Origin of the sequence: Nostocoides jenkinsii Ben 74, assembly GCF_001046875.1 — a bacterium.
GTDB classification, from domain to species: Bacteria; Actinomycetota; Actinomycetes; order Actinomycetales; family Dermatophilaceae; genus Nostocoides_A; species Nostocoides_A jenkinsii.
The window spans coordinates 3,364,424-3,386,641 of the sequence record NZ_HF571038.1 but is presented as its reverse complement, the minus strand read 5'-3'; the positions used below and the strand labels follow the sequence as shown (position 1 = coordinate 3,386,641).

Annotated in this window: 19 protein-coding genes, 1 tRNA gene and 1 pseudogene; 16 read left to right on the top strand and 5 right to left on the bottom strand. The window is 69.6% G+C overall.

Annotated elements, in window-relative coordinates:
• From BN13_RS19745 to BN13_RS16125, 4 genes and pseudogenes are all read left to right on the top strand, one after another.
• Window positions 1–189, top strand: a pseudogene (locus tag BN13_RS19745) (type II secretion system F family protein); the annotation flags it as partial.
• A 232-nt stretch (window positions 190–421) separates the two neighbouring features.
• Window positions 422–637: a DUF4244 domain-containing protein gene (locus BN13_RS16135; protein WP_048548203.1), complete on the top strand. Its 216-nt coding sequence runs from the start codon at window positions 422–424 to the stop codon at window positions 635–637.
• Window positions 638–659: 22 nt separating this feature from the next.
• A complete protein-coding gene (locus BN13_RS16130; RefSeq protein ID WP_053079833.1) occupies window positions 660–1,043 on the top strand; it encodes a TadE family type IV pilus minor pilin in 384 nt (127 codons plus the stop codon).
• Window positions 988–1,464, top strand: coding sequence for an Rv3654c family TadE-like protein (locus BN13_RS16125; protein ID WP_084733831.1), 477 nt, complete (start codon window positions 988–990; stop codon window positions 1,462–1,464). Before BN13_RS16130 ends, BN13_RS16125 begins: the two co-directional genes overlap by 56 nt.
• A gap of 116 nt (window positions 1,465–1,580) precedes the next feature.
• Here the strand turns inward: BN13_RS16125 and BN13_RS16120 are convergent, their stop codons facing one another.
• Both BN13_RS16120 and BN13_RS16115 read right to left on the bottom strand, forming a co-directional pair.
• A complete protein-coding gene (locus tag BN13_RS16120) occupies window positions 1,581–2,024 on the bottom strand; it encodes a hypothetical protein (RefSeq protein WP_048548201.1) in 444 nt (147 codons plus the stop codon).
• Between the two features lie 117 nt (window positions 2,025–2,141).
• The gene (locus BN13_RS16115; RefSeq protein ID WP_084733830.1) at window positions 2,142–4,490 is read right to left on the bottom strand and encodes a DEAD/DEAH box helicase; all 2,349 of its coding nucleotides are present in this window, start codon (window positions 4,488–4,490) and stop codon (window positions 2,142–2,144) included.
• 142 nt (window positions 4,491–4,632) lie between these two features.
• On the opposite strand from BN13_RS16115, the gene BN13_RS16110 reads away from it, so the two are divergent.
• From BN13_RS16110 to BN13_RS16090, 5 genes are all read left to right on the top strand, one after another.
• Window positions 4,633–4,989 (top strand): STAS domain-containing protein, encoded by a 357-nt coding sequence (locus BN13_RS16110; protein ID WP_048548199.1) that lies wholly within the window; start codon window positions 4,633–4,635, stop codon window positions 4,987–4,989.
• Between the two features lie 136 nt (window positions 4,990–5,125).
• Window positions 5,126–7,564 carry a sodium-translocating pyrophosphatase gene (locus BN13_RS16105; RefSeq protein WP_084733829.1) on the top strand — a complete coding sequence of 813 codons (2,439 nt, stop codon included), beginning with the start codon at window positions 5,126–5,128 and terminating at the stop codon, window positions 7,562–7,564.
• 184 nt (window positions 7,565–7,748) lie between these two features.
• Complete coding sequence (locus BN13_RS16100) at window positions 7,749–8,750, top strand: NAD(P)-dependent oxidoreductase (protein ID WP_048548198.1); 1,002 nt, start codon at window positions 7,749–7,751, stop codon at window positions 8,748–8,750.
• 4 nt (window positions 8,751–8,754) lie between these two features.
• On the top strand, window positions 8,755–9,558 hold the full coding sequence (locus BN13_RS16095) for a hypothetical protein (protein WP_048548197.1): 804 nt from the start codon (window positions 8,755–8,757) through the stop codon (window positions 9,556–9,558).
• Window positions 9,542–11,032, top strand: a complete 1,491-nt coding sequence (locus tag BN13_RS16090; RefSeq protein WP_048548196.1) for a DUF7059 domain-containing protein — start codon at window positions 9,542–9,544, stop codon at window positions 11,030–11,032. The genes BN13_RS16095 and BN13_RS16090 overlap by 17 nt, the downstream gene beginning before the upstream one ends.
• A 14-nt stretch (window positions 11,033–11,046) precedes the next feature.
• On the opposite strand, the gene BN13_RS16085 is transcribed toward BN13_RS16090, so the two are convergent.
• From BN13_RS16085 to BN13_RS16075, 3 genes are all read right to left on the bottom strand, one after another.
• Window positions 11,047–12,222: a CapA family protein gene (locus tag BN13_RS16085; RefSeq protein WP_048548195.1), complete on the bottom strand. Its 1,176-nt coding sequence runs from the start codon at window positions 12,220–12,222 to the stop codon at window positions 11,047–11,049.
• 32 nt (window positions 12,223–12,254) lie between these two features.
• Complete coding sequence (locus BN13_RS16080; RefSeq protein ID WP_048548194.1) at window positions 12,255–13,391, bottom strand: CapA family protein; 1,137 nt, start codon at window positions 13,389–13,391, stop codon at window positions 12,255–12,257.
• A 129-nt stretch (window positions 13,392–13,520) separates the two neighbouring features.
• Complete coding sequence (locus BN13_RS16075; protein ID WP_048548193.1) at window positions 13,521–14,297, bottom strand: dioxygenase family protein; 777 nt, start codon at window positions 14,295–14,297, stop codon at window positions 13,521–13,523.
• Between the two features lie 134 nt (window positions 14,298–14,431).
• Here BN13_RS16075 and topA point away from each other — a divergent pair, with 134 nt between their 5' ends.
• The 7 genes from topA to BN13_RS16040 all read left to right on the top strand — a co-directional run bounded on the left by topA (window position 14,432) and on the right by BN13_RS16040 (window position 22,105).
• Window positions 14,432–17,197: a type I DNA topoisomerase gene (gene topA / locus BN13_RS16070; RefSeq protein ID WP_235434088.1), complete on the top strand. Its 2,766-nt coding sequence runs from the start codon at window positions 14,432–14,434 to the stop codon at window positions 17,195–17,197.
• A 304-nt stretch (window positions 17,198–17,501) separates the two neighbouring features.
• Window positions 17,502–18,191, top strand: coding sequence for an AMP-binding protein (locus BN13_RS16065; protein ID WP_048548191.1), 690 nt, complete (start codon window positions 17,502–17,504; stop codon window positions 18,189–18,191).
• Window positions 18,192–18,209: 18 nt separating this feature from the next.
• A complete protein-coding gene (locus BN13_RS16060; RefSeq protein ID WP_048548190.1) occupies window positions 18,210–18,479 on the top strand; it encodes an AMP-binding enzyme in 270 nt (89 codons plus the stop codon).
• A gap of 59 nt (window positions 18,480–18,538) precedes the next feature.
• Window positions 18,539–19,156 (top strand): dTMP kinase, encoded by a 618-nt coding sequence (gene tmk / locus BN13_RS16055; protein WP_048548189.1) that lies wholly within the window; start codon window positions 18,539–18,541, stop codon window positions 19,154–19,156.
• Window positions 19,153–20,322, top strand: coding sequence for a DNA polymerase III subunit delta' (locus BN13_RS16050; protein ID WP_048548188.1), 1,170 nt, complete (start codon window positions 19,153–19,155; stop codon window positions 20,320–20,322). The genes tmk and BN13_RS16050 overlap by 4 nt, the downstream gene beginning before the upstream one ends.
• 102 nt (window positions 20,323–20,424) lie before the next feature.
• On the top strand, window positions 20,425–21,972 hold the full coding sequence (locus tag BN13_RS16045; RefSeq protein WP_048548187.1) for an alpha/beta hydrolase: 1,548 nt from the start codon (window positions 20,425–20,427) through the stop codon (window positions 21,970–21,972).
• A 59-nt stretch (window positions 21,973–22,031) separates the two neighbouring features.
• Window positions 22,032–22,105 (top strand) — tRNA-Thr (locus BN13_RS16040).
• Window positions 22,106–22,218: the final 113 nt, after the last annotated feature.

Sequence of the window (22,218 nt, the reverse complement as noted above, 5' to 3'; positions counted from 1 at the left end):
CCCGCCGGCGCCGTCAGGGCGGCCGCTCGGCGCCTGCAGGCGAGCGAGCGGGCGCGACTGGAAGCCGCCGCGGGCAAGGCCGGGACCATGCTGCTGCTGCCCTTGGCGGCGATGTTCCTGCCGGCCTTCGCCCTGACGACCATGCTGCCGCTGGTGCTCGCCCTTGCCCCCACGCGCCTCGGTGCGTGACCGCCTGCCGACCGCCAACAAGGTCAGACGTTTCGGCACCTCTGCGTGTCGAAACGTCTGACCTAGCGGTGCGTTAGCTCGCCGTGACCAGGTTGTCCACAGGGTTCGGCAAAGCAGCTTTTCCGTTGATCCACAGGGCATTTCGGCTCTGCTAGCCCCGGGCCGGGGATGCGGCGCAGGGTTGGTCACAGGCCGGCAGGGGGTCGGCCACAACCGAAAGGGGTTACCAGTCATGACCACCAAGCTCGCGGCGAAATATGACGTCACGGTCCTGCGGCTTCAGGATGCGGCGCACCGCAAGGCGGAGGAAGGCATGGCCACGGCCGAGTGGGCGCTCGTCACCCTCTGTGTCTGCGCCTTCGTCATCGCGGCGCTCGCCGTCCTCGGCACCGTCGGCAAGGAGGGCGTCGCCTCGATCCTCAAGTCGGCCTTCAGCCAGCGGCCGTGACCTGATGAGCACAATTCAGCGCGTGGGGCGGGCCCGTCAGCGGTCCGCCCCACGGGGCGTCGAGGCGGGCATCGTCACGCTCGAAGTGGCGCTGATGATGTTCGCAGTCGTCTTCTTCCTCACCGCCGGCGTGACGGCGCTGGCTACCGGGATCGATCACGTCCGGTGCGCCGAGGCCGCCCGTGTCGGCGCCCGCCTGGCGGCCCGATCCGAGAGCCCGGCGCAGGTCGTCGCCGGCGCCTTGGCCGCCGCGCCGGGTGGCTCCCGCGTCGAGGTCTCCCGGGGGAGTGGCACCGTGACCGTAACGGTGCGGGCGCCGGAGCGGGCCTTCTTCGCCCGCCTCGGGATCGATGTTGCCGGAGTCGGTCGGTCCGTGGCTCCCACCGAACGGACGGGTCGTGAGTAGCCAGCGCCGTCGCGAGTCAGCACCCACTTCAGGCGAGGACACCTCGGACGCACTCGGAGTTGACCGGGGCTCGGGGACGCTGATGACGCTGCTGGTCATTGGAGCGCTCGCCATCTTGCTGCCCGGGTCGCTCGCGGTCGTCACCGCGGTGCAGGCCAATGCGGCGGCTCGGGGAGCGGCCGATTTGGGGTCGATTGCGGCCTCGGGGGCCTACCTCCGGGGCACCACGCCGGAGCGCGCCTGCGCGGCTGGCGCCGAGGTCGCGCGTCGGAATGACGCCGTCCCCGCGGGGTGCACGATCACGGCCGCGGGTCGGGCGGAGATCACGACGACGGTGACGGTTCGCGTGCCGATTCTCGGGCTTCGGACCACCAGCGCCGTCGCCCGCGCCGGACCGCTCCTGGTCGGGTCCCGCCCGTGACCGGCGGCCCACCCAGAACTCGTCGAGGTCATCGGAAGTCTGTGACTCAGACCATGCTGCCCTCAGACCATGCTGCCCTCAGACCATGCTGCCCTCAGACCATGGCCCGCCTTGCCTCAGCCGCGCGGGGGCGGGGGCGGCGCGGTGTGCGAGCTTTCACCGTCGCTGGGCCCGGTGAACTGGCGAGGGGTGTTGCTCTCGGCTCGCCGCATCGGATCGATGTCGAGACCGCCGCGCTGCGAGCGTTCCTGCTCGAGCCGACGGGAGGCGGCCTGTTCCGCCGCCTGACGATTCGCCTCCGCCGTGCGGGCCAGTTCCTTGCGTTCCCGGCGCTGGCGCCGGCTCCGCGAGAGGCCGGCCCGGATGAGGCCGAGCCCGAGAATCAGGCCGAGGGTGAGACCGATGCCGGCAATCAACAGGGTGATCGGGCGGAACCCGATCGTCATACCCCACGCGCTCAAGTCGTAGACCTGGGTCGAGGTGTCGTTGGCGGTGCTGAGATAAAGCCAGGCGCCCGCGACACCCACGGCGGCCAGGAACAACAGGCCGATGACGATCATTGTTGGTCTCCTTGCGTTGCGCCCCGACGCCCTGCCGAAGCCCGCTCCGCCCGTGCCGTTGCCCGAGCCGATGCTCCGACTTTATCCGCCGCGAGCCGTCGAACCGGGCATCGGGATTCACCCGGCGATGCCGACCTGTCCATCCGCAGGCATCGTCGTTGCCCTCGACCCCGTCGCCCTCGACCCCGGTGCCCGCAACCTCGCCGCGCAGAACTCCAGCAGCCGCACCGCCCCGTGCTTGTCCAAGGGGTTGTTGCCGTTGCCGCACTTGGGCGACATCACGCAGCGTGGGCAACCAGTGGCGCAGTCACATCGGCCGACGGCCTCGCGCGTCGCGGTCAACCACTCGTCACCGATGGTGTGCGCGTATGCGGCGTACCCCGCACCACCCGGGAAGCCGTCGTAGATCAGGATCGTCGGCAGGCCGGTCTGCGGATGCTCGGCCGTGGACACCCCACCGATGTCCCAGCGATCGCAGGCCGCGAAGAGCGGCAACATGCCGATGGCCGCGTGTTCGGCGGCATGGGCCGCGCCGGGCAGTGCCTCTGGCGCGATGCCGGCGCGGGCGAGGGCCTGCGGATCCATGGTCCACCACACCCCTTCGGTGCGGAGTTCCTGCGCCGGCAGCGAGAGGGGATGCTGTCCGATCACCTCTCCCGTCGGCAGTCGGCGCTGGAAGGAGACGACCTGCGATCGCACGATCACCTCGCCGAGGGCCCAGCGCAGGCCGTCGCCACGCTCCGCCGCCGACCGCGGCTCGGCCAACTCGAATGCCGCCCGTGACTGAGCGATCGTCGACCAGCCGGGATCGCCGCGGACGACCTTGGCCACCGCATCGTCGAGATCGAGATCGGTGACCACGTACGTCGTCCCCTGGTGCAGGTGGACCGCCCCAGGGTGGACCTGCAGCAGCGCCGACGAACGGTCCACCGTGCCGATGACGCGCCCGCTGCGCTCCTCGACGATCGCCACGACCTTGTCACCGGCCCGCAAGGACGCCGGCTCCGGGGGCGTGTCCAGCGGCCAGAACCAGCCCGTCGGACGGCGCCGCAGCGACCCGGCGGCAACCAGATCACGCAAGACCGGCTCCATCGACGGACCAAAGATGGCCTCATCCGCCTCGGTGATGGGGCGCTCGAAGGCCGCGGCACACAGCTGGCCGGCGAGAAGTCGCTGATTGTCCGGGTTGACGATCGTCCGCTCGACCGGGGCGTCGAAGACAACCTCGGGGTGATCCAACACATAGGCATCGAGGGGGTCGTCGTTGGCGACGAGCACGGCTAGCGCGTCGCCACCTCGCCGACCGGCCCGACCGGCCTGCTGCCACACCGACGCCAACCGTCCCGGCCACCCCGCCATGACCACGGCATCCAGGCCGTGGATGTCGATACCGAGTTCGAGGGCATTCGTGGCCGCGAGGCCACGCAGGCTTCCCGAACGTAGCCGCGCCTCCAACTCGCGCCGTTCCTCGGGCAGATAACCGCCGCGGTATGCCGCGATGGTCCCGGCGTCGCCACCCGCCACCGCGATCGCCCGGCCGGCTGCCGCGGCCACCGACTCCACCCCCGCCCGCGAGCGCACGAAGGTCAACGTCTGCACGCCGGCACCGGTCAGGGATGCCAGCAGACCGGCCGACTCCGCGGCCGCCGAGCGGCGACGCTGCCCGCCGCCGGTCTCGACCACCGGTGGCTCCCACAAGACGAAGTCGAGCCCCGCGCGGGGTGAGCCGTCGTCCGTGACGGGAGCCACCGCCATACCGATCAAGGTGCTGGCATGCTCGGCCGGCTCGGCCACGGTCGCCGACGCGAGCACGAAGGTCGGGGCGGCGCGATAGCGCGCCAGGACCCGCCGCAGCCGCCGCAGCACCAGCGCGACGGTCGAGCCGAAGATCCCCCGGTAGGCGTGACACTCGTCGATCACGACGAATCGCAGCGCGCGCAGGAAAGGCGCCCAGGCCTCGTGCCGCGGCAGGAGTGAGTGATGCACGAGATCGGGATTCGTCAGAACGACATTGGCGTGCTCGCGAATCCAGCGCCGCTCGTCGCTGGGGGTGTCACCGTCATACGTCGCGTGCCGCACACCGGGGACGGCGAGCGCGCCGATCCGGGCGGCCTGATCGGCCCCCAACGCCTTGGTCGGAGCGAGATAAAGCACCGTGGCGCCGCGACCACCAGGCGCGTGCGCCCCCTGCGCCGCGGCCGTCAACGCCGGGAGCAGATAGCCCAGGCTCTTACCCGAGGCGGTCCCGGTCGCGATGACGACATGCGTCCCGCTCCACGCTGCCTCGGCCGCCTGCGCCTGGTGCGTCCACAGCCGATCGACGCCCTCGCCGCGCAGGGCCATCGCCAATCCGGGATCGACCCAGGCGGGCAGCGCAACGCTCCTCGCCACGCGCGCAGGAACGCGCTGGTGATGTCGCAGCCGCGGGTCCCTCGGACCGTCGAGGGCAGACGTCAGTGCCGCCATCGGCCCAGGTCGGGCCCGCTGACCGGCCGCAGCACCCTGACCTGCGGGATTGTCTTTGATCCTGTCCATCTGTGGTCTACCGTATGCCCCGGCACCGACACCTGTTCGGAGCCGTCAGACGAGTCGCCTAGGAGTTCCCCACATGCTCAGCGCCGATGTCCGGCAGCAGGACGGTGTCGTCATCGTCGCTGTCACCGGAGAGGTCGACTCCCACAACGCCCGCCTCATGCGGGCGGCACTGGCGTCCGCCCTCGGCGACTCGACGCCGAGAGTCATCGCTGACCTCTCCGCGGTGACCTTCATGGACTCCAGCGGCCTCGGTGTTCTTGTCGGCAAACTGAAGGACACCCGGATGCGTGGTGGTGCACTGCACCTCGTCGTCACTGAGCCGCGGGTGCTCCAGGTTTTCGCCGTTACGGGCCTCGACGCCGTGTTCCACATTCATGACGCTCTTGACTCCGCGCTCGCGGCCATCGGCGTTGAGTCGCCGCAGGTGTGAGCCGCGGCACACTCCACTGCCCGATGGTTCGGGCCTGACCGGCACGGCAGGTAGCCTTGCCCCGATCTCGGCCTCAGCGTGTCCGCCCGCGACGCGCCAGTGAGGGCCTGACCAATCCCATCGAGGAGGATGGCGAATGACTGCCCGTGTGCCGATGCTGCCTTGGGCCGATGGCTCCGCAGCAGGCCTGGAGTTGACCGGAAGCAATCTCACCCTGACCTACACCGTCTCCGCCATCGCGGTGATTGCGCTGGTCATGGGCATGGTCTTCCGGCGCCAGGTTCTGTCTTTCAGCCCCGGAACCCCGTCGATGCAAAGCATCGGCTCCGCCGTGGAGGAAGGCGCGCAGGCCTATCTGCGCCGCCAGTTCCGCACACTTGGCATCTTCGTGGTGCTGGTGTTCGTGCTCCTTCTCGCCCTGCCGGCCCCGACCTCCGGCGTCCTGTGGGGACGCTCCATCTTCTTCGTCGTCGGTGCCTTGTTCTCGGCCTCGATCGGCTATCTCGGCATGAGCCTGGCGGTTCAGGCCAATGTGCGCGTCGCCGAGGCGGCCCGCGGCGGCAACCGTGACGACGGCATCAAGGTCGCGTTCCGCACAGGCGGTGTCGTCGGTATGGCGACCGTCGGCCTCGGCCTGCTCGGCGCCTCCGTCGTCGTCATCCTCTACAAGGGCGACGCTCCCAAGGTCCTCGAAGGCTTCGGCTTCGGCGCGGCCCTACTGGCAATGTTCATGCGGGTCGGCGGCGGCATCTTCACCAAGGCCGCCGACGTGGGCGCCGACCTCGTCGGCAAGGTCGAGGCGGGCATCCCCGAGGACGACCCCCGCAACGCCGCCACCATCGCCGACAACGTGGGCGACAACGTCGGCGACTGCGCCGGCATGGCCGCCGACCTCTTCGAGTCGTATGCCGTGACTCTCGTCGCGGCCCTCATCCTCGGCTCGATCGCGTTCGGCTCCTTCGGCCTGGTCTTCCCGCTGATCATCCCGGCGATCGGTGCCCTCACGGCCCTCCTCGGCGTGTATGTCACCAAGGCCCGCGCGGGCGAGAACGCCCTGCGTGCGATCAACCGCGGCTTCTATATCGCCGCCGGTGTCTCGACGGTTCTGTCCGCTATCGCGGCCTACACCTATCTGCCCAAGACCTTCGCCGAGCTGGGCTCCAGCGACGCCACCGTTGCGGCCCTGGACGGGGACCCGCGCCGGATCGCGCTCGCCGCCGTCATCATCGGCATCGTCCTGGCCGGCGTCATCCTCTGGCTGACCGGCTACTTCACCGGCACCGAGGACAAGCCCGTCAACGACGTCGCCCGCACCTCGCTCACCGGCCCGGCCACCGTCGTGCTCTCCGGTATCGGGATCGGTCTGGAGTCCGCGGTGTACACCACCGCCATCATCGGTGGCGCGGTCTACCTGGCCTACCTCCTCGGTGGCGGCGCCACCGCGCTGGCCCTATTCCTTGTCGCCCTCGCCGGCTGTGGTCTGCTGACCACCGTCGGCGTCATCGTCGCCATGGACACCTTCGGCCCGGTCTCCGACAACGCTCAGGGCATCGCGGAGATGTCCGGTGACGTCGACGGCGAAGGCGCCAAGATCCTCACCGAGCTGGACGCGGTCGGCAACACCACCAAGGCCATCACCAAGGGCATCGCCATCGCCACCGCAGTCCTGGCTGCCACGGCGCTCTTCGGCTCCTACACCGCCGCGTGGATCGGCGCCGACCCCGACCTGAGCAATATGTCGCAGGAGGAGGTCGCGAAGTACTGGACTGAGGCCAGCGCGATGGTCACCGCCCCGCAGACCCTGGTAGGTCTGCTGATCGGTGCGGCCGTGGTCTTCCTGTTCTCGGGCCTGGCCATCAACGCCGTCACCCGCGCGGCCGGCGCCATCGTCTTCGAGGTCCGCCGCCAGTTCCGCGAGATTCCCGGGATCATGGAGGGGACCGCCAAGCCGGAGTACGGCAAGGTCGTCGACATCTGCACGCGTGACTCGCTTCGCGAACTCGCCACCCCCGGTCTGCTTGCGGCTCTGATGCCCGTCGCGGTCGGCTTCGGCCTGGGCATCGGCGCTCTCGCCGGCTTCCTGGCCGGTGCCATCGGCACCGGTGCCCTGATGGCCGTCTTCTTGGCGAATGCCGGTGGCGCTTGGGACAACGCCAAGAAGTTGGTCGAGGACGGTCACCACGGTGGCAAGGGAAGCGATGCGCACGCCGCGACCGTCATCGGCGACACCGTCGGCGACCCGTTCAAGGACACCGCTGGCCCGGCCATCAACCCGCTGATCAAGGTCATGAACCTCGTGTCGGTGCTCATCGCCCCGGCGATCGTGACCCTGAGCATCGGCGCCGACGCCAACACGGGCATCCGGCTCGCCATCGCCGCGGCGGCCCTCCTCGTCGTGGTTGCGGCCGTGGCCGTCTCCAAGCGCCGCTCGATCTCGATCGCCGACGACGCCTCGGTGCAGCAGGCCATCACGATGCGCGAGAGCGGTGCCGCCCCGGAACTCACCAGCGCCCAGATCGCCGAGGGCCCGACGCCCGACGCGGACGACGTGGTTCCGCCCAGCTACCAGCGCTGAGGCTGGAGGTCACGCCCGCGCGACCTGCGGGTTTGACATAACGAAATGGTCAAGGGCCCGGTGTGGGTGCGCAAAAGCGCTCCCCGCCGGGCCCTAGTTTCATTCTCGGCCAACCGTTTCGGCGCTTCGTGCGTCTGGTGGTAAAAGCGGCGACGTAGCCGCCGACGGGAAGGGGACGGGGCTCATGGCGAAGGTTGTGGTGATCAGCCGAGCGGGGTGCGCCAGTCTGCCGGCGCACGCGATCGAGAGGCTGCGGCGGCGGCATACGGTCGAGTTCGTGCAGCGGCAGACCGCGCCAAACCGGACGACGGCCGTCGAGTTGCTGCGGGGCGCCACCGTCCTCGCCGCCACCAATGTGACCCTGCCGCGCCTGACCCCGGACCTGCTCGACGATCTGCCCGACCTGCGGCATGTGGTGCTTTACGCGACCGGGTACGAGCACATCGACGTGACTGCACTGGCCGATCGCGGAGTCACCTTGTCGACGCTGCCGGAGTACGCGACGAATGCCGTCGCCGAGCACGCGCTTGGGTTGATTTTCGCCTCGGCGACACGCATTCACCTCGCCAACGACCGGGCCCGAGGCCGGGTCGCCGCCGATGTCTCCTTGCGAGGTGTCGAGATCACCTGCCGAACCCTGGCCGTCATCGGCCTCGGTCGCATCGGCACCCGCCTGGCCGCTCTCGCCGGCGCGCTGGGTATGCGGGTCCTTGGCGTGGACATCGACCCGGCCGCTCGGGCGCGCGCCGCCACCGGCGGGATGCCCGTCCTCGGGCTCCACGACGCCCTAGCCGCGGCTGACTTCGTCGCCGTCACCGCCTCGACCGTGCCGGGCACGGTTCCGATCCTGGGTGGCTCCGAGCTCGCGCTGCTGCATCGCGATGCGTTCGTTGTCAATGTGGGTCGCCCGGTGCTGGTCGACCAAGAAGCCATGCGCGCCGCGCTCCTGCGTGAAGACCTGCGGGGCTATGCGGTCGATGAGGTCTGCTTCGATCCCGGGCATCCGGCCGATCGGCTCCTGCTGGACGAGGGCCGGGTCCTGCAGAGCGCCCACAGCGCCTGGTGGCGCGACGAAGTGCTTGCCCGGGGTGCCGAGATGTTTGCAAGCAGCATCGCCGCGGCTGCCGATGGCTGCCCGGTGCATGTCGTGTCTGCGCGGCCTAAGCTGCTCCCTTTGGCAAGGTAGGCCCATGCCTTCTGCCATCGGTCGCGCCCGCATCCGGCTCGTGGTCCTACTCATGATGCTCGCGATCGCGGCCCCGGCCGGGCTCGCCGCCGCGCGCTACCCCGAGTATTGGAAGTGGATCGCGCTCGAAGAGACACCGATGACCTGGTTGCAGACGGTGCTGCTCATCGTCGCCGCGGCCGGCTGCGGTGTCATCGCCGTCATCGGGTCGGTGCGCGAATGGCGCTTCACGGCTCGCTTCCCCTATCTCGCGCTGGCCCTCGGCTTCACCTATCTCGCCCTCGATGATCGGTTTGCCCTGCACGAGCGGCTGCGCGATCGGATCTTTGCTCCACGCGACATCCGAATCCCCGGCCTTACGTGGCTTGCCCCAGGCGACTTCCAGATGCTGTTGACTGCCGTGGCCGGCCTTTGTGTCCTGCCGTTCGTGTTGCGGGCCCTGCGCACCGACCGGGTGGCGTTGGTGCTCTTCGGCCTGGGTGCGCTGATCGCGGCCGTCTCCATCGGCATGGACTCGATCGACCCCTCGACCATGCCGCTGGACGTCGAGCGGCTGGAGCAAACCGCGGAGGAGTGCCTCGAACTGCTCGCGGACTGCTTCTTCGTCGCGGCGGTCGGCGTCCGCCTGCTGGGCCTCCTCGCGGAGGCGTCGTGGCCGGAGTCACGCACCCCCACGATCGAGAAAGCTGGGGCGCCGGACACGGCCATACCTGCGCCGGAGCGCCGCGCCGCCGAGCCGGCTTTCCCGACTGAAGAGCGCACGGCGCTGGCTTCAGAGGCGATCGACGCGTATGCCGCGCACCGCTGACCCCGCCCTGGTGGCCGCGCTGCGCGCCGACCTCGCCGCCGCCGACTTCACTGTCGACCGACTCCGCGAGGTGCTGGGACCCGTCGCGCATGGCGCCCTGAGCCGGGACCAAGTTCTCCCGGCCGAGGTGATCACCCGGGGAAGCTGCGACCCGGCCGCGATCCTGGTGCGACTGTTCACCCTCGGCGACCCCGTCGAGGCCGAACTCGTCGATCGTGCCCTCCCGCGCCTGAGCGCCGACGGGGTCGTGCGCCTCGGGCTCGGGCACTGGGAGGGGGACGCACTGGTCGCCTCGGTCGACCTGCGACCGTATGGCGATCAGGCCCACACCTGGTGGGTCGTCTCGGATCAGGGCGAGGCGGCCACCCGCGCGCCGCTGGCCCCCGATCACGTCCTCGGCATCGGCGCGGCGTCGACCACGCTGGCCCAGTGGACCCCGCGCCGCCGGGTCACCCGGGCGCTCGACCTCGGCACCGGATGCGGCGTTCAGGCGCTGCATCTCAGCACCCACGCCGCAGAGATCGTCGCCACCGATATCTCCGAGCGCGCGCTCGACTACTGCGCCCTCACGGCGGCGCTCAACGGCCAGGACTGGGACCTCCGCGCCGGCTCCCTTCTGAACGCGGTCCAGGGCGAGCGCTTCGAGCTGATCGTGAGCAACCCGCCGTTCGTGATCACCCCGCGGGAGGCGGGCTTGCCGACCTACGAGTACCGCGACGCCGGCGGCCACGGCGACGCCGTGGTCGAGCACCTGGTCACCGGGCTGGGGGCCCACCTGGAGCCGGGCGGGGTCGCCCAACTTCTCGGCAACTGGGAGATTGCGACCGGCCAGGAATGGACCACGCGCGTGCACGAGTGGGCTCGGGCGAGCGGCGTCGACGTCTGGGTGGTTCAGCGGGAGGTCCAGGACCCGGCGAGCTATGCCGAGACCTGGGTCCGCGACGGCGGTCACCAATCGGGCAGCTCGGAGTTCAACCGGATGTATGCCGCGTGGCTGGCCGACTTCGCCGCCCGCGACGTGGCCGCGATCGGCCTCGGCGTGGTCACTCTGCACCGTCCGACCACCGACCGCGAGCCGTTCATCGTCCTGCAGGACGTCCGCGGCCCGATTGCCACACCGATGGGCCCGTCGGTCGATCGCGGGCTCACGGCACGCGTCTGGCTGGCCGAGCACGATGATGCCGACGTCCTCGCGACCGCGTGGACGGCCGCCCCGGACGTGACGGTTGAGCACCACTTCATCCCCGGCCAGGCCGACCCGCGCGTGATCCGGGTTCGCCAGGGAGGAGGGCTGCGGCATACGGAAGAAATCGACACGGCGGCGGCCGCGCTCCTGTCCGTCGCCGACGGCGAACTCACCGCCGGCGCCGCGCTGACGGCGATCGCCGCGTTGCTGGAGGAAGACGCGGTCGACCTCACGGCCCGCTTGCTGCCGGTGCTGCGCAGCTGGATCGCCGCGGGCATCGTCACCTAAGCCAGCCGCCTTCCTCAATCCAAAGTAGTGAGCCCGCAACCGTCCGCGTCGAGCGTCTTGGTCACCCGATCGAAGGTCACGGGATTCGTCTGCGGGGTGGCGGGCTCGACCACGTGCCCGGTGAGGTTCACCTTCGTCGGGCGGTATGCCGCGCGCTGAGTCACTTTGCCGCTCGCGTCCCGGTCGAAGTCGACCCGCACCACCACTCCTTCCTGGGTCTGCGGGATGAGGGTGGCGTCGACCTGGGGGGATTGGTTGGACAGGAAGTTGCCGAGCCCGTAGAAGACGTACTTGCCGTTGATGCGCTCGCACGGCTGCACCACGTGGACATGGGTGCCCAGAATCAGATCGACCTCGTCGGAGGACAGCAGCGCTTTGGCCAGCTCCTTCTGCTCCGGAGTCGGCTCGGAGACATACTGCGCGCCCCAATGCAGGCTGACCACGACAAGGTCGGCGCCCTCCGCCCGGGCCTTCTTGGCGTCGGTGAGGATGCCGTCAGCACCCACGAGGGGCCACAGGGACTCACCCATCCAGGGAGCGTCGTCGGGGACCTTGGTGTTGGGGCCGAAGTCGTTGAAGACGGTGTAGGAGTAGGCGAGATGGGCGACGGTGAGGCCGTTCGCGGCATACATGGCGACGCGCCGGGGGTGCTCGGCATCGGGACCGGCCCCGGCATACCCGACCTTGGCCTTGTCGAACACGTCGATGGTGTCGCGCAGCCCGGCCAGGCCCATGTCCCAGGTGTGGTTGCTCGCGAAGTCGCAGCCCTCCCAGCCGGTTGTGCGGACCGCATCGATGAGTTCATGAGGGGTGTTGAAGACCAGGATCCCGGATCGGGTGAGGTTGGTGTCGGTCGAGGTCAGCGGCGTCTCCATGTGGCACAGCGAGATATCGGGCGCGGCGATCATCGAGGCGACATCGCGAAACATCGGGGCGAAGTCGTAGGAGCCGGCCGCACCGGCATACGCCTCGGCGCTGCGCCGCACGGCGACATGCGTCAGGAGGTCACCCGTGGCACCCAGCGACAGGTGCGCCGTGGGGCCGGGGGCGCTGCTGGTGGTGGAGCCGCCCGTCGAAGACGCTGCGGCTGAGGGGCCGCTGGTCCCGGAGGGCTGGGTCGGCGACGTCGCGGTGCAGGCGGCCAGGGCGACGACGGCAAGGCCGAGAACGAGGCTGGGACGGCGGCGCACGGTGTCGAGGCTAAGCCCGCGGCGGGCGCCGTTCAGGGGAGGGGAGCGGTCGGGCAGGTCGTGGCGTCGCCCAACGCCTTGGCGATCCGGTCTGCGGCCTTCGCGTCGGTATCGGCAACCACGGGGGTCGCAATGTGGCGGTTCTGCGCGACCGTGGTGGCGAGATAGCCGGCCGTGCTGTCGACATTGCCGAAGGCGTCCCGGGTCAAGGTCACTCGGGCGGTGAGGCCCTCGGTGTCCTGGCCGTCGGCGAGCAATTCGCCAAGGCTGTAGAAGACGTATTTGCCGTTGATCTTGGCGCACTGCTGGATGGCCCGCGGGTTCGTGCCGATCACCAGGTCGATGTCGGCCGAGTCGAGCAGTGAGGTGGCGAACTCCTTCTGGGAATCGGTCGGCTCGGTCGCCGCAGTCGCCCCCCAATTCAGGCTCACCACGACGAAATCGGCCCCGGCCGCCCGCGCCGCGGCCGCGTCCGCGATGATGCCGTCGGCCTTGACGGACGGCCACAGCGATCGCTTGAGCCAACGGGCCTCGCTCGGGGCCGAGGCGTCGGCTTCGTCCCCCGAGACGGCATAGGTGTAGGCCAAGTGCGACACCGTCGCAGCGTCGGTGCGGTAGGTGGCCACACGTCGGCCGTTGGACTGCGCCGCCCCCGGTCCGGCGTAGCCCAGGCCGTTCTCCTGGAAGACCCGGAAGGTGTCGGCCAAACCGTCGACTCCCAGGTCATAGGCGTGCGCGGACGCGCCATCGCACCCGGTGAAACCCGCCCAGGCCAACGTCCGCGCGACCTCACGCGGCGCGTTGAGCACGGTGCTGTCGGCGACGCTGAGGTCGATATCCGAAGCGCTCAGCGGCGTGCCCAGGTGACAGAGCGCGACATCGCTCCCGCGCGCGATCGGCCGAATGGCCGCCAGCATGCCGTCGAAGTCATAGATTCCGGCCGTGCCGGACGCCCGCTCCGCCGACGCGCGGATGGCGGCATCGACGCGGACATCGCCGGTCGCGGTGATCGTCACCTGGCGCGGGCTCCCCGAGGTGGCGGTGGAGGTCGACGACGGAGTCCCGCTCCCGGAGGTGCTGGTGCCCGACGGCGCCGCGGTGCCGGTGGTCGACACGTCGTCGAGGCCGCGGATCTCGGTGGAGGAGGCACACCCTGTGAGCAGGCTCACCGCCACGACAGCGGTGGGTGGTGGCTACTGCAAGGCGATGGCGGCGCATTCGCAGAATGCTAAAGGGCGAACCTTGAGACCCAAAGGGGCCGCGCCGCAAGGAATCCCAGTTCCGCAACGGCAGCAAGGTCAGGTCAACTGCCACGATCGCTTGGACAGTCCGAACCAGAACCCGTCGATCACGCTTTGGCTCTCCAGGCTTCCTCCGGCGTATGCCGCGCCAAGACTCACATAGAGCGGCGCCCAGTGCTCTGTGCGCGGGTGGGCGATGGTGGCGGCCGGGGCGCGCACGGCGAAGTCCAGGAGGGCGTCGACATCCTGGCTCGCCATCGCCTCGGCGGCCCAGTGGTCGAATTCCGACGACGGGGTCGGCGCCGGCGCGTCCGCGGGAGCGTGCGGGTTGAACCACCGCAGGTTATGGGTGGTGAACCCCGATCCGACGAGGAGGGTCCCTTCGTCACGCAGCGGCGCGAGCGCTTGACCGACGGTGAACAGTTGCCGCGGGTCGAGCGTCGGCAGCGAAAGCTGCAGCACGGGGACGTCGGCGTCGGGGAACATCTCGACCAGCGGCACATACGCTCCGTGGTCGAGGCCGCGGCTCTCGTCGCGGTGGACCCCGCCCAGCAACCGGTCCACGGAGGCGGCCAACCCCGGGGCGGTGGGCGCGGCATACGTCACCTCGTAGTAATGGCGCGGGAAGCCCCAGAAGTCATAAAGAAGCGGGACCTGGCCGGCGCTCGCGCTCACCGTGATCGGGGCGGCCTCCCAATGCGCCGAGACCATCAAGATGGACGTGGGCTTCTCGATCGTCGCGGACCAGGCCTGCAACTGGCCGGGCCAGATGGGGTCGTCCGCGAGGGGCGGGGCGCCGTGGGAGAGGTAAAGGACGGGCGGGCGAGCGGTCATACGGCCATCCTAGCCCAGTTAGTTGAAAACTGAACTGTCCACCTGCTTCGACCCGACTTGACAGTGCGTTATACGGTCTCACCGCGTGCACTCGGCGGTCTGCCGATGCAGTGGCAGGAAAGGCAAGTGGTCAAGTGGCGGGGCGCAAGCTGGTGATCGTCGAGTCTCCTCCCAAGGGGCGCAAGATCGCCGGATACCTCGGGCCCGACTTCGACGTCGAGGCATCGTTGGGGCACATTCGGGACATCCCGACGCCCTCGGAGTTGCCCGCGGACATGAAGAAGGGTCCGTTCGGCAAGTTCGGCATCGACGTCGACAACGGCTTTCAGCCCTACTACGTCGTCGACGCGGCCAAGAAGAAGAAGGTCGCCGAACTCAAGCGCCTGCTGAAGGACGCCGACGAGCTCTACCTCGCCACTGATGAGGACCGCGAGGGTGAGGCGATCGCCTGGCACCTGCTGGAGACCCTCAAGCCCCAGGTCCCGGTCAAGCGGATGGTCTTCAACGAGATCACCAAAGAGGCGATTCAGCGCGCCGTCGCCAGCACCCGCGAGATCGACGCCAACCTTGTCGAGGCTCAGGAGACGCGCCGCATCCTCGACCGGCTTTATGGGTATGAGGTGTCGCCGGTTCTGTGGCGCAAAGTCCGGGCCGGTCTGTCGGCCGGTCGGGTGCAAAGCGTCGCCACCCGCCTCGTCGTCGAGCGCGAGCGAGAGCGGATGGCGTTCCACTCCGCGTCCTATTGGGATGTCGAGGCCGACTTCGCCACCGGCAACCAGGAGCTGTTCACCGCTCGACTGTCCGCGCTCGGTGAGCAGCGGGTTGCCAGCGGCCGGGACTTCGACGACGCCGGCGCCCTGACCAGCGCGAAGGTCGTCCACCTTGGACAGCAGGACGCCGAGGCGATCGCCGCGGCGATGCCGACCGCAGCGGTCCGTGTGCTCTCGGTCAGCGAGAAGCCCTACACCCGCCGGCCGTCGGCGCCCTTCATCACCTCGACGCTGCAGCAGGAGGCCTCACGCAAGCTGCGGATGTCGGCCAAGGAGACGATGCGCACCGCGCAGCGCCTCTATGAGAACGGCTACATCACCTATATGCGTACCGACTCGGTCGCGCTGTCCGAGACCGCCTTGACGGCGGCTCGGGCGCAGGCGCGGGAGTTGTATGGTGCATCCTCCGTCCCGGACAAGCCTCGCCGATACACCTCCTCCAATGCGGCGGCGCAGGAGGCGCACGAGGCGATCCGGCCGGCGGGGGAGACCTTCCGGACCCCGGCGCAACTCGCGGCCGAGCTGCGGGGGTCGGAGCTGGCGCTCTACGACCTCGTGTGGAAGCGCACCCTGGCTTCCCAGATGGCCGATGCCGTCGGCTCCACCGCCACCGTGAAGGTCGGTGGGGACCTGCCCGACGGGCGGCTGGCGGAGTTCAGCGCGAGCGGAACCGTGATCACCTTCCGAGGCTTCCTCGCGGCATACGAAGAAGGACGGGACGAGGAGGACACCCGACGCAAGAAGGCCGCGAAGCTCGCGGCCGAGGAGGAGCGTCGCCTGCCGCAGTTGCGCGAGGGGGAGTCGCTGACGACCGAGCGGGTCGAAGCGGAGGGGCACCAGACGAGCCCGCCGCCGCGCTACACCGAGGCGACGTTGGTCAAGGCGTTGGAGCAGAAGAAGATTGGCCGGCCCTCGACCTACGACTCGACGATCGGGACCATTCAGGACCGTGGCTACGTCTCGACGCAGGGCAATGCGCTCGTGCCGTCGTGGCTGGCGTTCGCCGTGACCCGGTTGATGGAGGAGCACTTCAGTCAGCTGGTGGACTACGACTTCACGGCGTCTCTGGAGGACGACCTCGACCAGATCGCCAGCGGTGAGGCGCACCGGGTCCAGTGGTTGACGCGCTTCTATTTCGGTGACGAGGCCGCCGACAACTCGGGTCTGCGCGATCTCGTCAGCGACCTGGGGATGATCGACGCGCGGGCGGTGTCCACGATCGACATCGGCGACGGCGTCGTGGTGCGGGTCGGGCGTTATGGGCCGTATGTCGAGGAGGTCGCCGCGGACGACCCCGCCGGTGCCAGCGCTAGCGCCTCGGCCACGCCGCCACGGCGGGCCACGATCCCCGACGACATCGCGCCTGACGAACTCACCCCGGAGCGTGCCCGCGCGCTGCTGGCGATGTCCGCCGAGGACGGCCGCGTCCTGGGCGTCGACCCGGCGACCGGCTTCGAGATCGTCGCCAAGGCCGGCCGCTTCGGGCCGTATGTCACCGAGGTCCGTCCCGAGAAGGTCGACCAAGGCGCGACGATCAAGAAGACCGCGGTCCCCAAGCCGCGCACCGCCTCGCTGTTCAAGGCGATGGATCTGGCGACGGTCGACCTGGAGACGGCGTTGCGGTTGCTGAGCCTGCCGCGCGTCGTCGGCGTGCACCCGGGCACGGGTGAGGAGATCACCGCTCAGAACGGGCGCTACGGTCCCTATCTGAAAATGGGCAGCGACTCCCGAACTCTGGCGAGCGAGGACCTCCTGCTAGAGATCGGTCTGGACGAGGCGGTCGCGATCTATGCCGAGCCGAAGGTGCGGGGACGGGCAGCGGCCAAGCCGCCGATGCGCGAGTTCGACGCCGACCCGGTGAGCGGCAAGGCGGTGACCGTCAAGGACGGTCGATTCGGGCCCTATGTGACCGACGGGGAGACCAACGCGACCCTGCGCAAGGGTGACGATCCCGAGACGCTGACGGCCGAACGGGCATACGAGATCCTCGCCGAGAAGCGGGCCGCCGGACCGTCGACGCGCAAGCGGACGACCCGGAAGACGACCGCGAAGAAGACGACGACCAAGTCCGCCGCCAAAAGGACGGCCAAGAAAGCCCCGGCGAAAAAGGCGGCCGCGAAGCGGGGTTGATTCGCGGTCCCGGGCCGGGTCTTGACAAATGGCCTGATCCGGGCACGTACCGGTGAGTACTTAAGCGCCGGAGAACGCTAGCCGTCCTCCAAGGGAGGAGGGGTAGACGATGAATCCCCTGGGCAAGTGGCTGACCTGGCGCGCCGCGGCGTGGTCAGCCCGAGCCTCGGCGAGGCCACGTGGCGCCAGGCGAGCGCGATCTCGCGCTGGGGGATGGGCCTGGCCGGCCAGGTCCGGCAAGCCGCCGCCCTTGATCCCCACCGACTCGCCGTCATCGACGCCGACACTGGCGAGAGCCTGACGTATGCCGCGCTGGTCGCCCGCTCTGGTCGCCTTCCTCGACGCCGTCGATCTGCGCATCGGGGATGTGGTGCTCGCGAGCGCACCCATCGACCACATGTGGGGGATGTCGTCCGTCAGCTTGACCTTCGGGGTGCGTGGGACGCTGGTGTTGCAGCGGACCTTCGAGGCCGCCGCGGCATACGAGGCCTTGATCACCTATCGCTGCCAGGCGATGTTCGCCGTGCCGGTGATGCTGCAGCGCATCCTCGAACTCCCCCCCCCCGACGGTCGCGTGCGCGCGCTGGGGGAGTTGCGCGTGGTCGCCTCGTGTGGATCGCGGTGCCCGAGCGGCATGACCACCGACTTCATGGCAGCCTTCGGTGACGTGCTCTACAACGTCTATGGCACGACCGAGATCAGCGTGGCGACGATCGCTACGCCGACGGATCTGCGCCGGGCGCCGGAGAGTGTCGGCGTGGCTCCCCCCGGCATTCGCGTCAGCGTGCTGGACGACGACCTTCACGTCGTTCCCGACGGGGTGACCGGGCGCATCTTCGTGCACAACCCGATGGCGCGGGCCGACTACGCCGACGGTAGCGGACGCGCGGCGCAGCACCACGGCATGCAATTCACCGGCGACTTCGGGCACGTGCGCGACGGACTGTTGTTCGTCGACGGCCGCGAGGACGAGGTGGTCATCAGCGGCGGGTAGAACGTCTTCCCGGCCGAATTGGAGCGCGCCCTCGGGCACCACCCCGACGTGCGAGAAGTCGCCGCGATCGGGTTGCCGGATCGAGAGCATGGCAACCGCCCCGTCGCCTTCGTGGTACCGCGCGATCCCGACGTGGTTCACGGGGCGGCTTTGATCGCGTACGCCAAGCTTGAGGTCACCGAGTTGCGGGTGCCGCGGCAGGTGCTCTTCGTCGACGCGTTGCCGCGCAACGACATGGGCCGGGTCATCGGCGACGGTCTGCGGCAAGTGGCGACGGTGGGCAGTTGATGGTGGGGATCTAGGGCTGCCCCTCGGGGATGTCAGTGCCGCGGGCTAGGGTCGGGCGCATGCAGGACGGCTACTTCATCGCCTTTGAGGGCGGCGACGGCGCGGGCAAGTCCACCCAGGTGGCGCTGCTCGCGGAGGTCCTGCGTGCCGCCGGCCGCGAGGTCGTGATCACCCGTCAACCGGGTGGGACCGAGTTGGGGCGGCAACTACGGGAGCTGGTGTTGCACGGCGCGGCGATGGCACCACGGGCTGAGGTGCTGATCTTCGCCGCCGACAAGGCCCAGCATGTCGCCGAGGTGATCGCCCCGGCGCTGGCACTGGGTCAGGTGGTGGTCACCGATCGCTACACCGACTCGTCGGTCGCCTATCAGGGGGCGGCGCGCGACCTCGGCGCGGAGGCCGTCCACGAGTTGCAGATGTGGGCGGTCGGGCACCTGGTGCCCGATCTCACGATCGTGGTCGACCTGCCGGCGGCCGAGGGCCGGCGCCGGCGCGGTGACGTGCACGATCGGTTGGAGTCCGAGGCCGACGGTTTCCACGACGCCGTCCGGGCGCATTTCGGGGCCATGGCGCGGGGCAACCCGCAGCGTTATCTCCTGGTCGACGGCCTCGCCTCGCCGGAGCAGATCCACGCCACAGTGCTCGAGCGACTGCAGGTGGAGGGGGTGCTGTCATGACCCTCTCACCCAGCTCCACGGCGGCCGGGGGCATTTGGCGCGATGTCGTCGGCCAAGACGACGCCGTCGCGCTGCTCGCACGGGCCGTCGCGGAGCCGGCGATGATGACGCACGCCTGGCTCATCACCGGGCCGCCCGGGTCGGGCCGGTCCGTAGCCGCGCGGGCGTTCGCCGCCGCCCTGGAATGCCCCCGGGGAGGGTGCGGTGACTGCCGGGAGTGCCACACGGCATACGAAGGCACGCACGCCGATGTCGACGTGGTCGCGACGGACGGCCTCCAGATCCGAGTGAGCCAGGCGCGGGAGTTGGTGCAGCTCGCGGCCCGAGCGCCCTCGGTGGGGCGCTATCGGGTGATCGTCATCGAGGACGCCGACCGGCTCAACGAGCACTCCGGCAATGGGTTGCTGAAGGCGATCGAGGAGCCGAGCGCCCGCACCGTCTGGGTGTTGTGCGCGCCGTCCCTCGAGGACGTCCTGATCACGCTGCGCAGTCGGTCGCGCCACGTGCGGCTGCGCACGCCCCCGGCGACCGCGGTGGCCGAGCTTCTTCAGCGCCGCGACGGGATCGAGGCCCCGATGGCGTTGTATGCCGCGCGCGCCGCCCAATCCCACATCGGCTTGGCCCGGCGGTTGGCACGGGACGAAGGTGCCCGCATCCGCCGCCGCCAGATCGTCACGCTCGCCGGCAAGATCACCGGGGTGGGGGAGGCCGTCGGGGCCGCTGCCGATCTCGTGGCCATCGCCGACGAGGAAAAGGATGCGGCGCTCGCCGAGCGCAATACCGCCGAGCGGGAGCGGCTCGTGTTGACCCTCGGCGCCGATCCGGCCGCGCGGACGCAACCGCCGCACGTGCGGGCTCAGCTGGTCGCCTTGGAGAAGGACCAGAAGACCCGGGCGACGCGGTTCACCCGCGACGTGATCGACCGGTCGCTGGTCGATTTGCTGTCGGTCTATCGCGACGCTCTTGTGGTCGCGCTCGGTCTGGAGGCCGCGCTGGTCAACCAGGACAACCAGGCGCTGGTCGGTCAGGTGGCTCGGGCCTTTCGCGCCGAAGGGTTGCTGCGGGCCATGGACGCGATCGGGCTCGCGCGCGAGCGCATCGAGGCCAATGTGCCGCCGCTGCTCGCCCTGGAGGCCATGGCGGTCTCGCTGCAGTTGCCGCGTTGAGGCCGTCGACGACGGGAGTGCGCCGCTGGTTGTCCGGAGCGTGGGTTAACGTCCTGCCATGCGCGCAGCGGGGATGAGGCAGTGGGGATGAGGCAGGGCCCGATGAGATTGGGTGTGCTGCGATGGGGCGTGGCCGGGGTGACGGCCACGGTGACGGCCGCGCTCCTCGTCACCGGCTGCACCAATCCGCTCCGCTCGTCGAGCTCGTCGACGTCATCGAGCCCCCAGCCGGTCCCGAGCGCGATGCAGCCGCTGGCCAAGTTCTATGAGCAGAAGCTCAGCTGGACCGACTGCGGGTCCTCGGCCAAATGCGCCTACCTGACCGTGCCGGTCGACTATGCCAAGCCCGACGGGCCGACGACGCAGATCAAGGTGCTGAAGGTCCCGGCGCGCAAGGAGAGCTCGCGGATCGGCTCGCTGGTCGTCAACCCGGGCGGGCCGGGCGGCAGCGGCGTTGAGTATGCCCGCTACGCCGACTTCATCGTCGGCGCACCGGTGCGCCGGGCCTACGACATCGTCGGGTTTGACCCGCGCGGGGTGGCCTCCTCGTCGCCGATCGACTGCATCCCCGACGCGAAGCTCGATGACTGGCTGGCCCAGGACCCGACCCCCGACACGCCCGCCGAAGTGGCGACCTTCGGGGCCAACGCCGCGGCCTTCGGAGAGGCGTGCAAGGCCAACGCCCAGCCGCTGGTCGAGCACGTCTCGACCGTCGAGGCGGCCAAGGACATGGACGTCCTGCGGGCCGCGCTGGGCTCGGCGAAGTTGGACTACCTCGGCAAGAGCTATGGCACGTTCTTGGGGGCGACCTACGCCGGGTTGTTCCCGACCCACGTCGGCCGGATGGTGCTCGACGGCGCGATGGCACCCGACCTGACTCAAGAAGAGATGCTGCTCGGCCAGGCCAAGGGTTTCGAGACGGCTACACGCGCCTGGGCGCAGAGTTGTATCGACGACGGCTGCCCGCTCGGAGGCTCCGTCGATGAAGTTATGACGGGCCTGAGCGCGCTTCTGCGCAAACTCGACGCCACTCCCGCCCGGGTGGAGGGCGATGCCCGCGTGAAGCAACTCACCGAGGGCTGGGCCGCCTATGGCGTGGCCGCGGCGATGTACGACCAAGGCATGTGGTCCACGCTGACCAGCGCGCTGCGGCCGTTGATGGAGAAGAACGACGGGACCGCCCTGATGGGCCTGGCCGACACCTACTCCGAGCGCAATGTCGACGGCACCTACTCCGGCAACATGATGGAGGTCATCAGCGCGGTCTCGTGCCTGGACTCCAGCGACAGCCCCGACCTCGCCGTCTATGAGAAGCGCGCCAAGGACTTCAGCGCCCAGGCACCCGTGTTCGGCACGTTCTTGGCGTGGTCCGGAGTGACCTGCGGCAAGTGGCCGATCCCCGCCACCGGCAAGCCGGGTCCCATCGCGGCCGACGGTGCCCCGCCGATCGTAGTCATCGGCACCACCCGCGACCCCGCCACCCCCTACGAGTGGGCGCAACGCCTCGCCGCCCAACTCTCCTCCGGCGTGATGGTGACCTTTGACGGGGACGGCCACACGGCATACACCCGGTCGAACTCGTGCATCGACAACGCCATCGACACCTTCTATCTCAAGGACACCGCCCCCCAGGACGGACTGCGCTGCTGACCGGCGATTCGGTCTGAGCCCGGCCGTTCCGTATACTCGTCTCCGCGCCTCGGCGCACTGCCGCTTTAGCTCAGTCGGCCAGAGCGATTCACTCGTAATGAATAGGTCGTCGGTTCGATTCCGACAAGCGGCTCAGCAACGCCCCCGACCCACCCGGTCGGGGGCGTTCCTGGTTCCGGCCCCCGGTTCAAGGAACTTCTGCTAGCAGCAGTTAGTCAACTGTGGACACCTTGCAAGTTGTCCGCA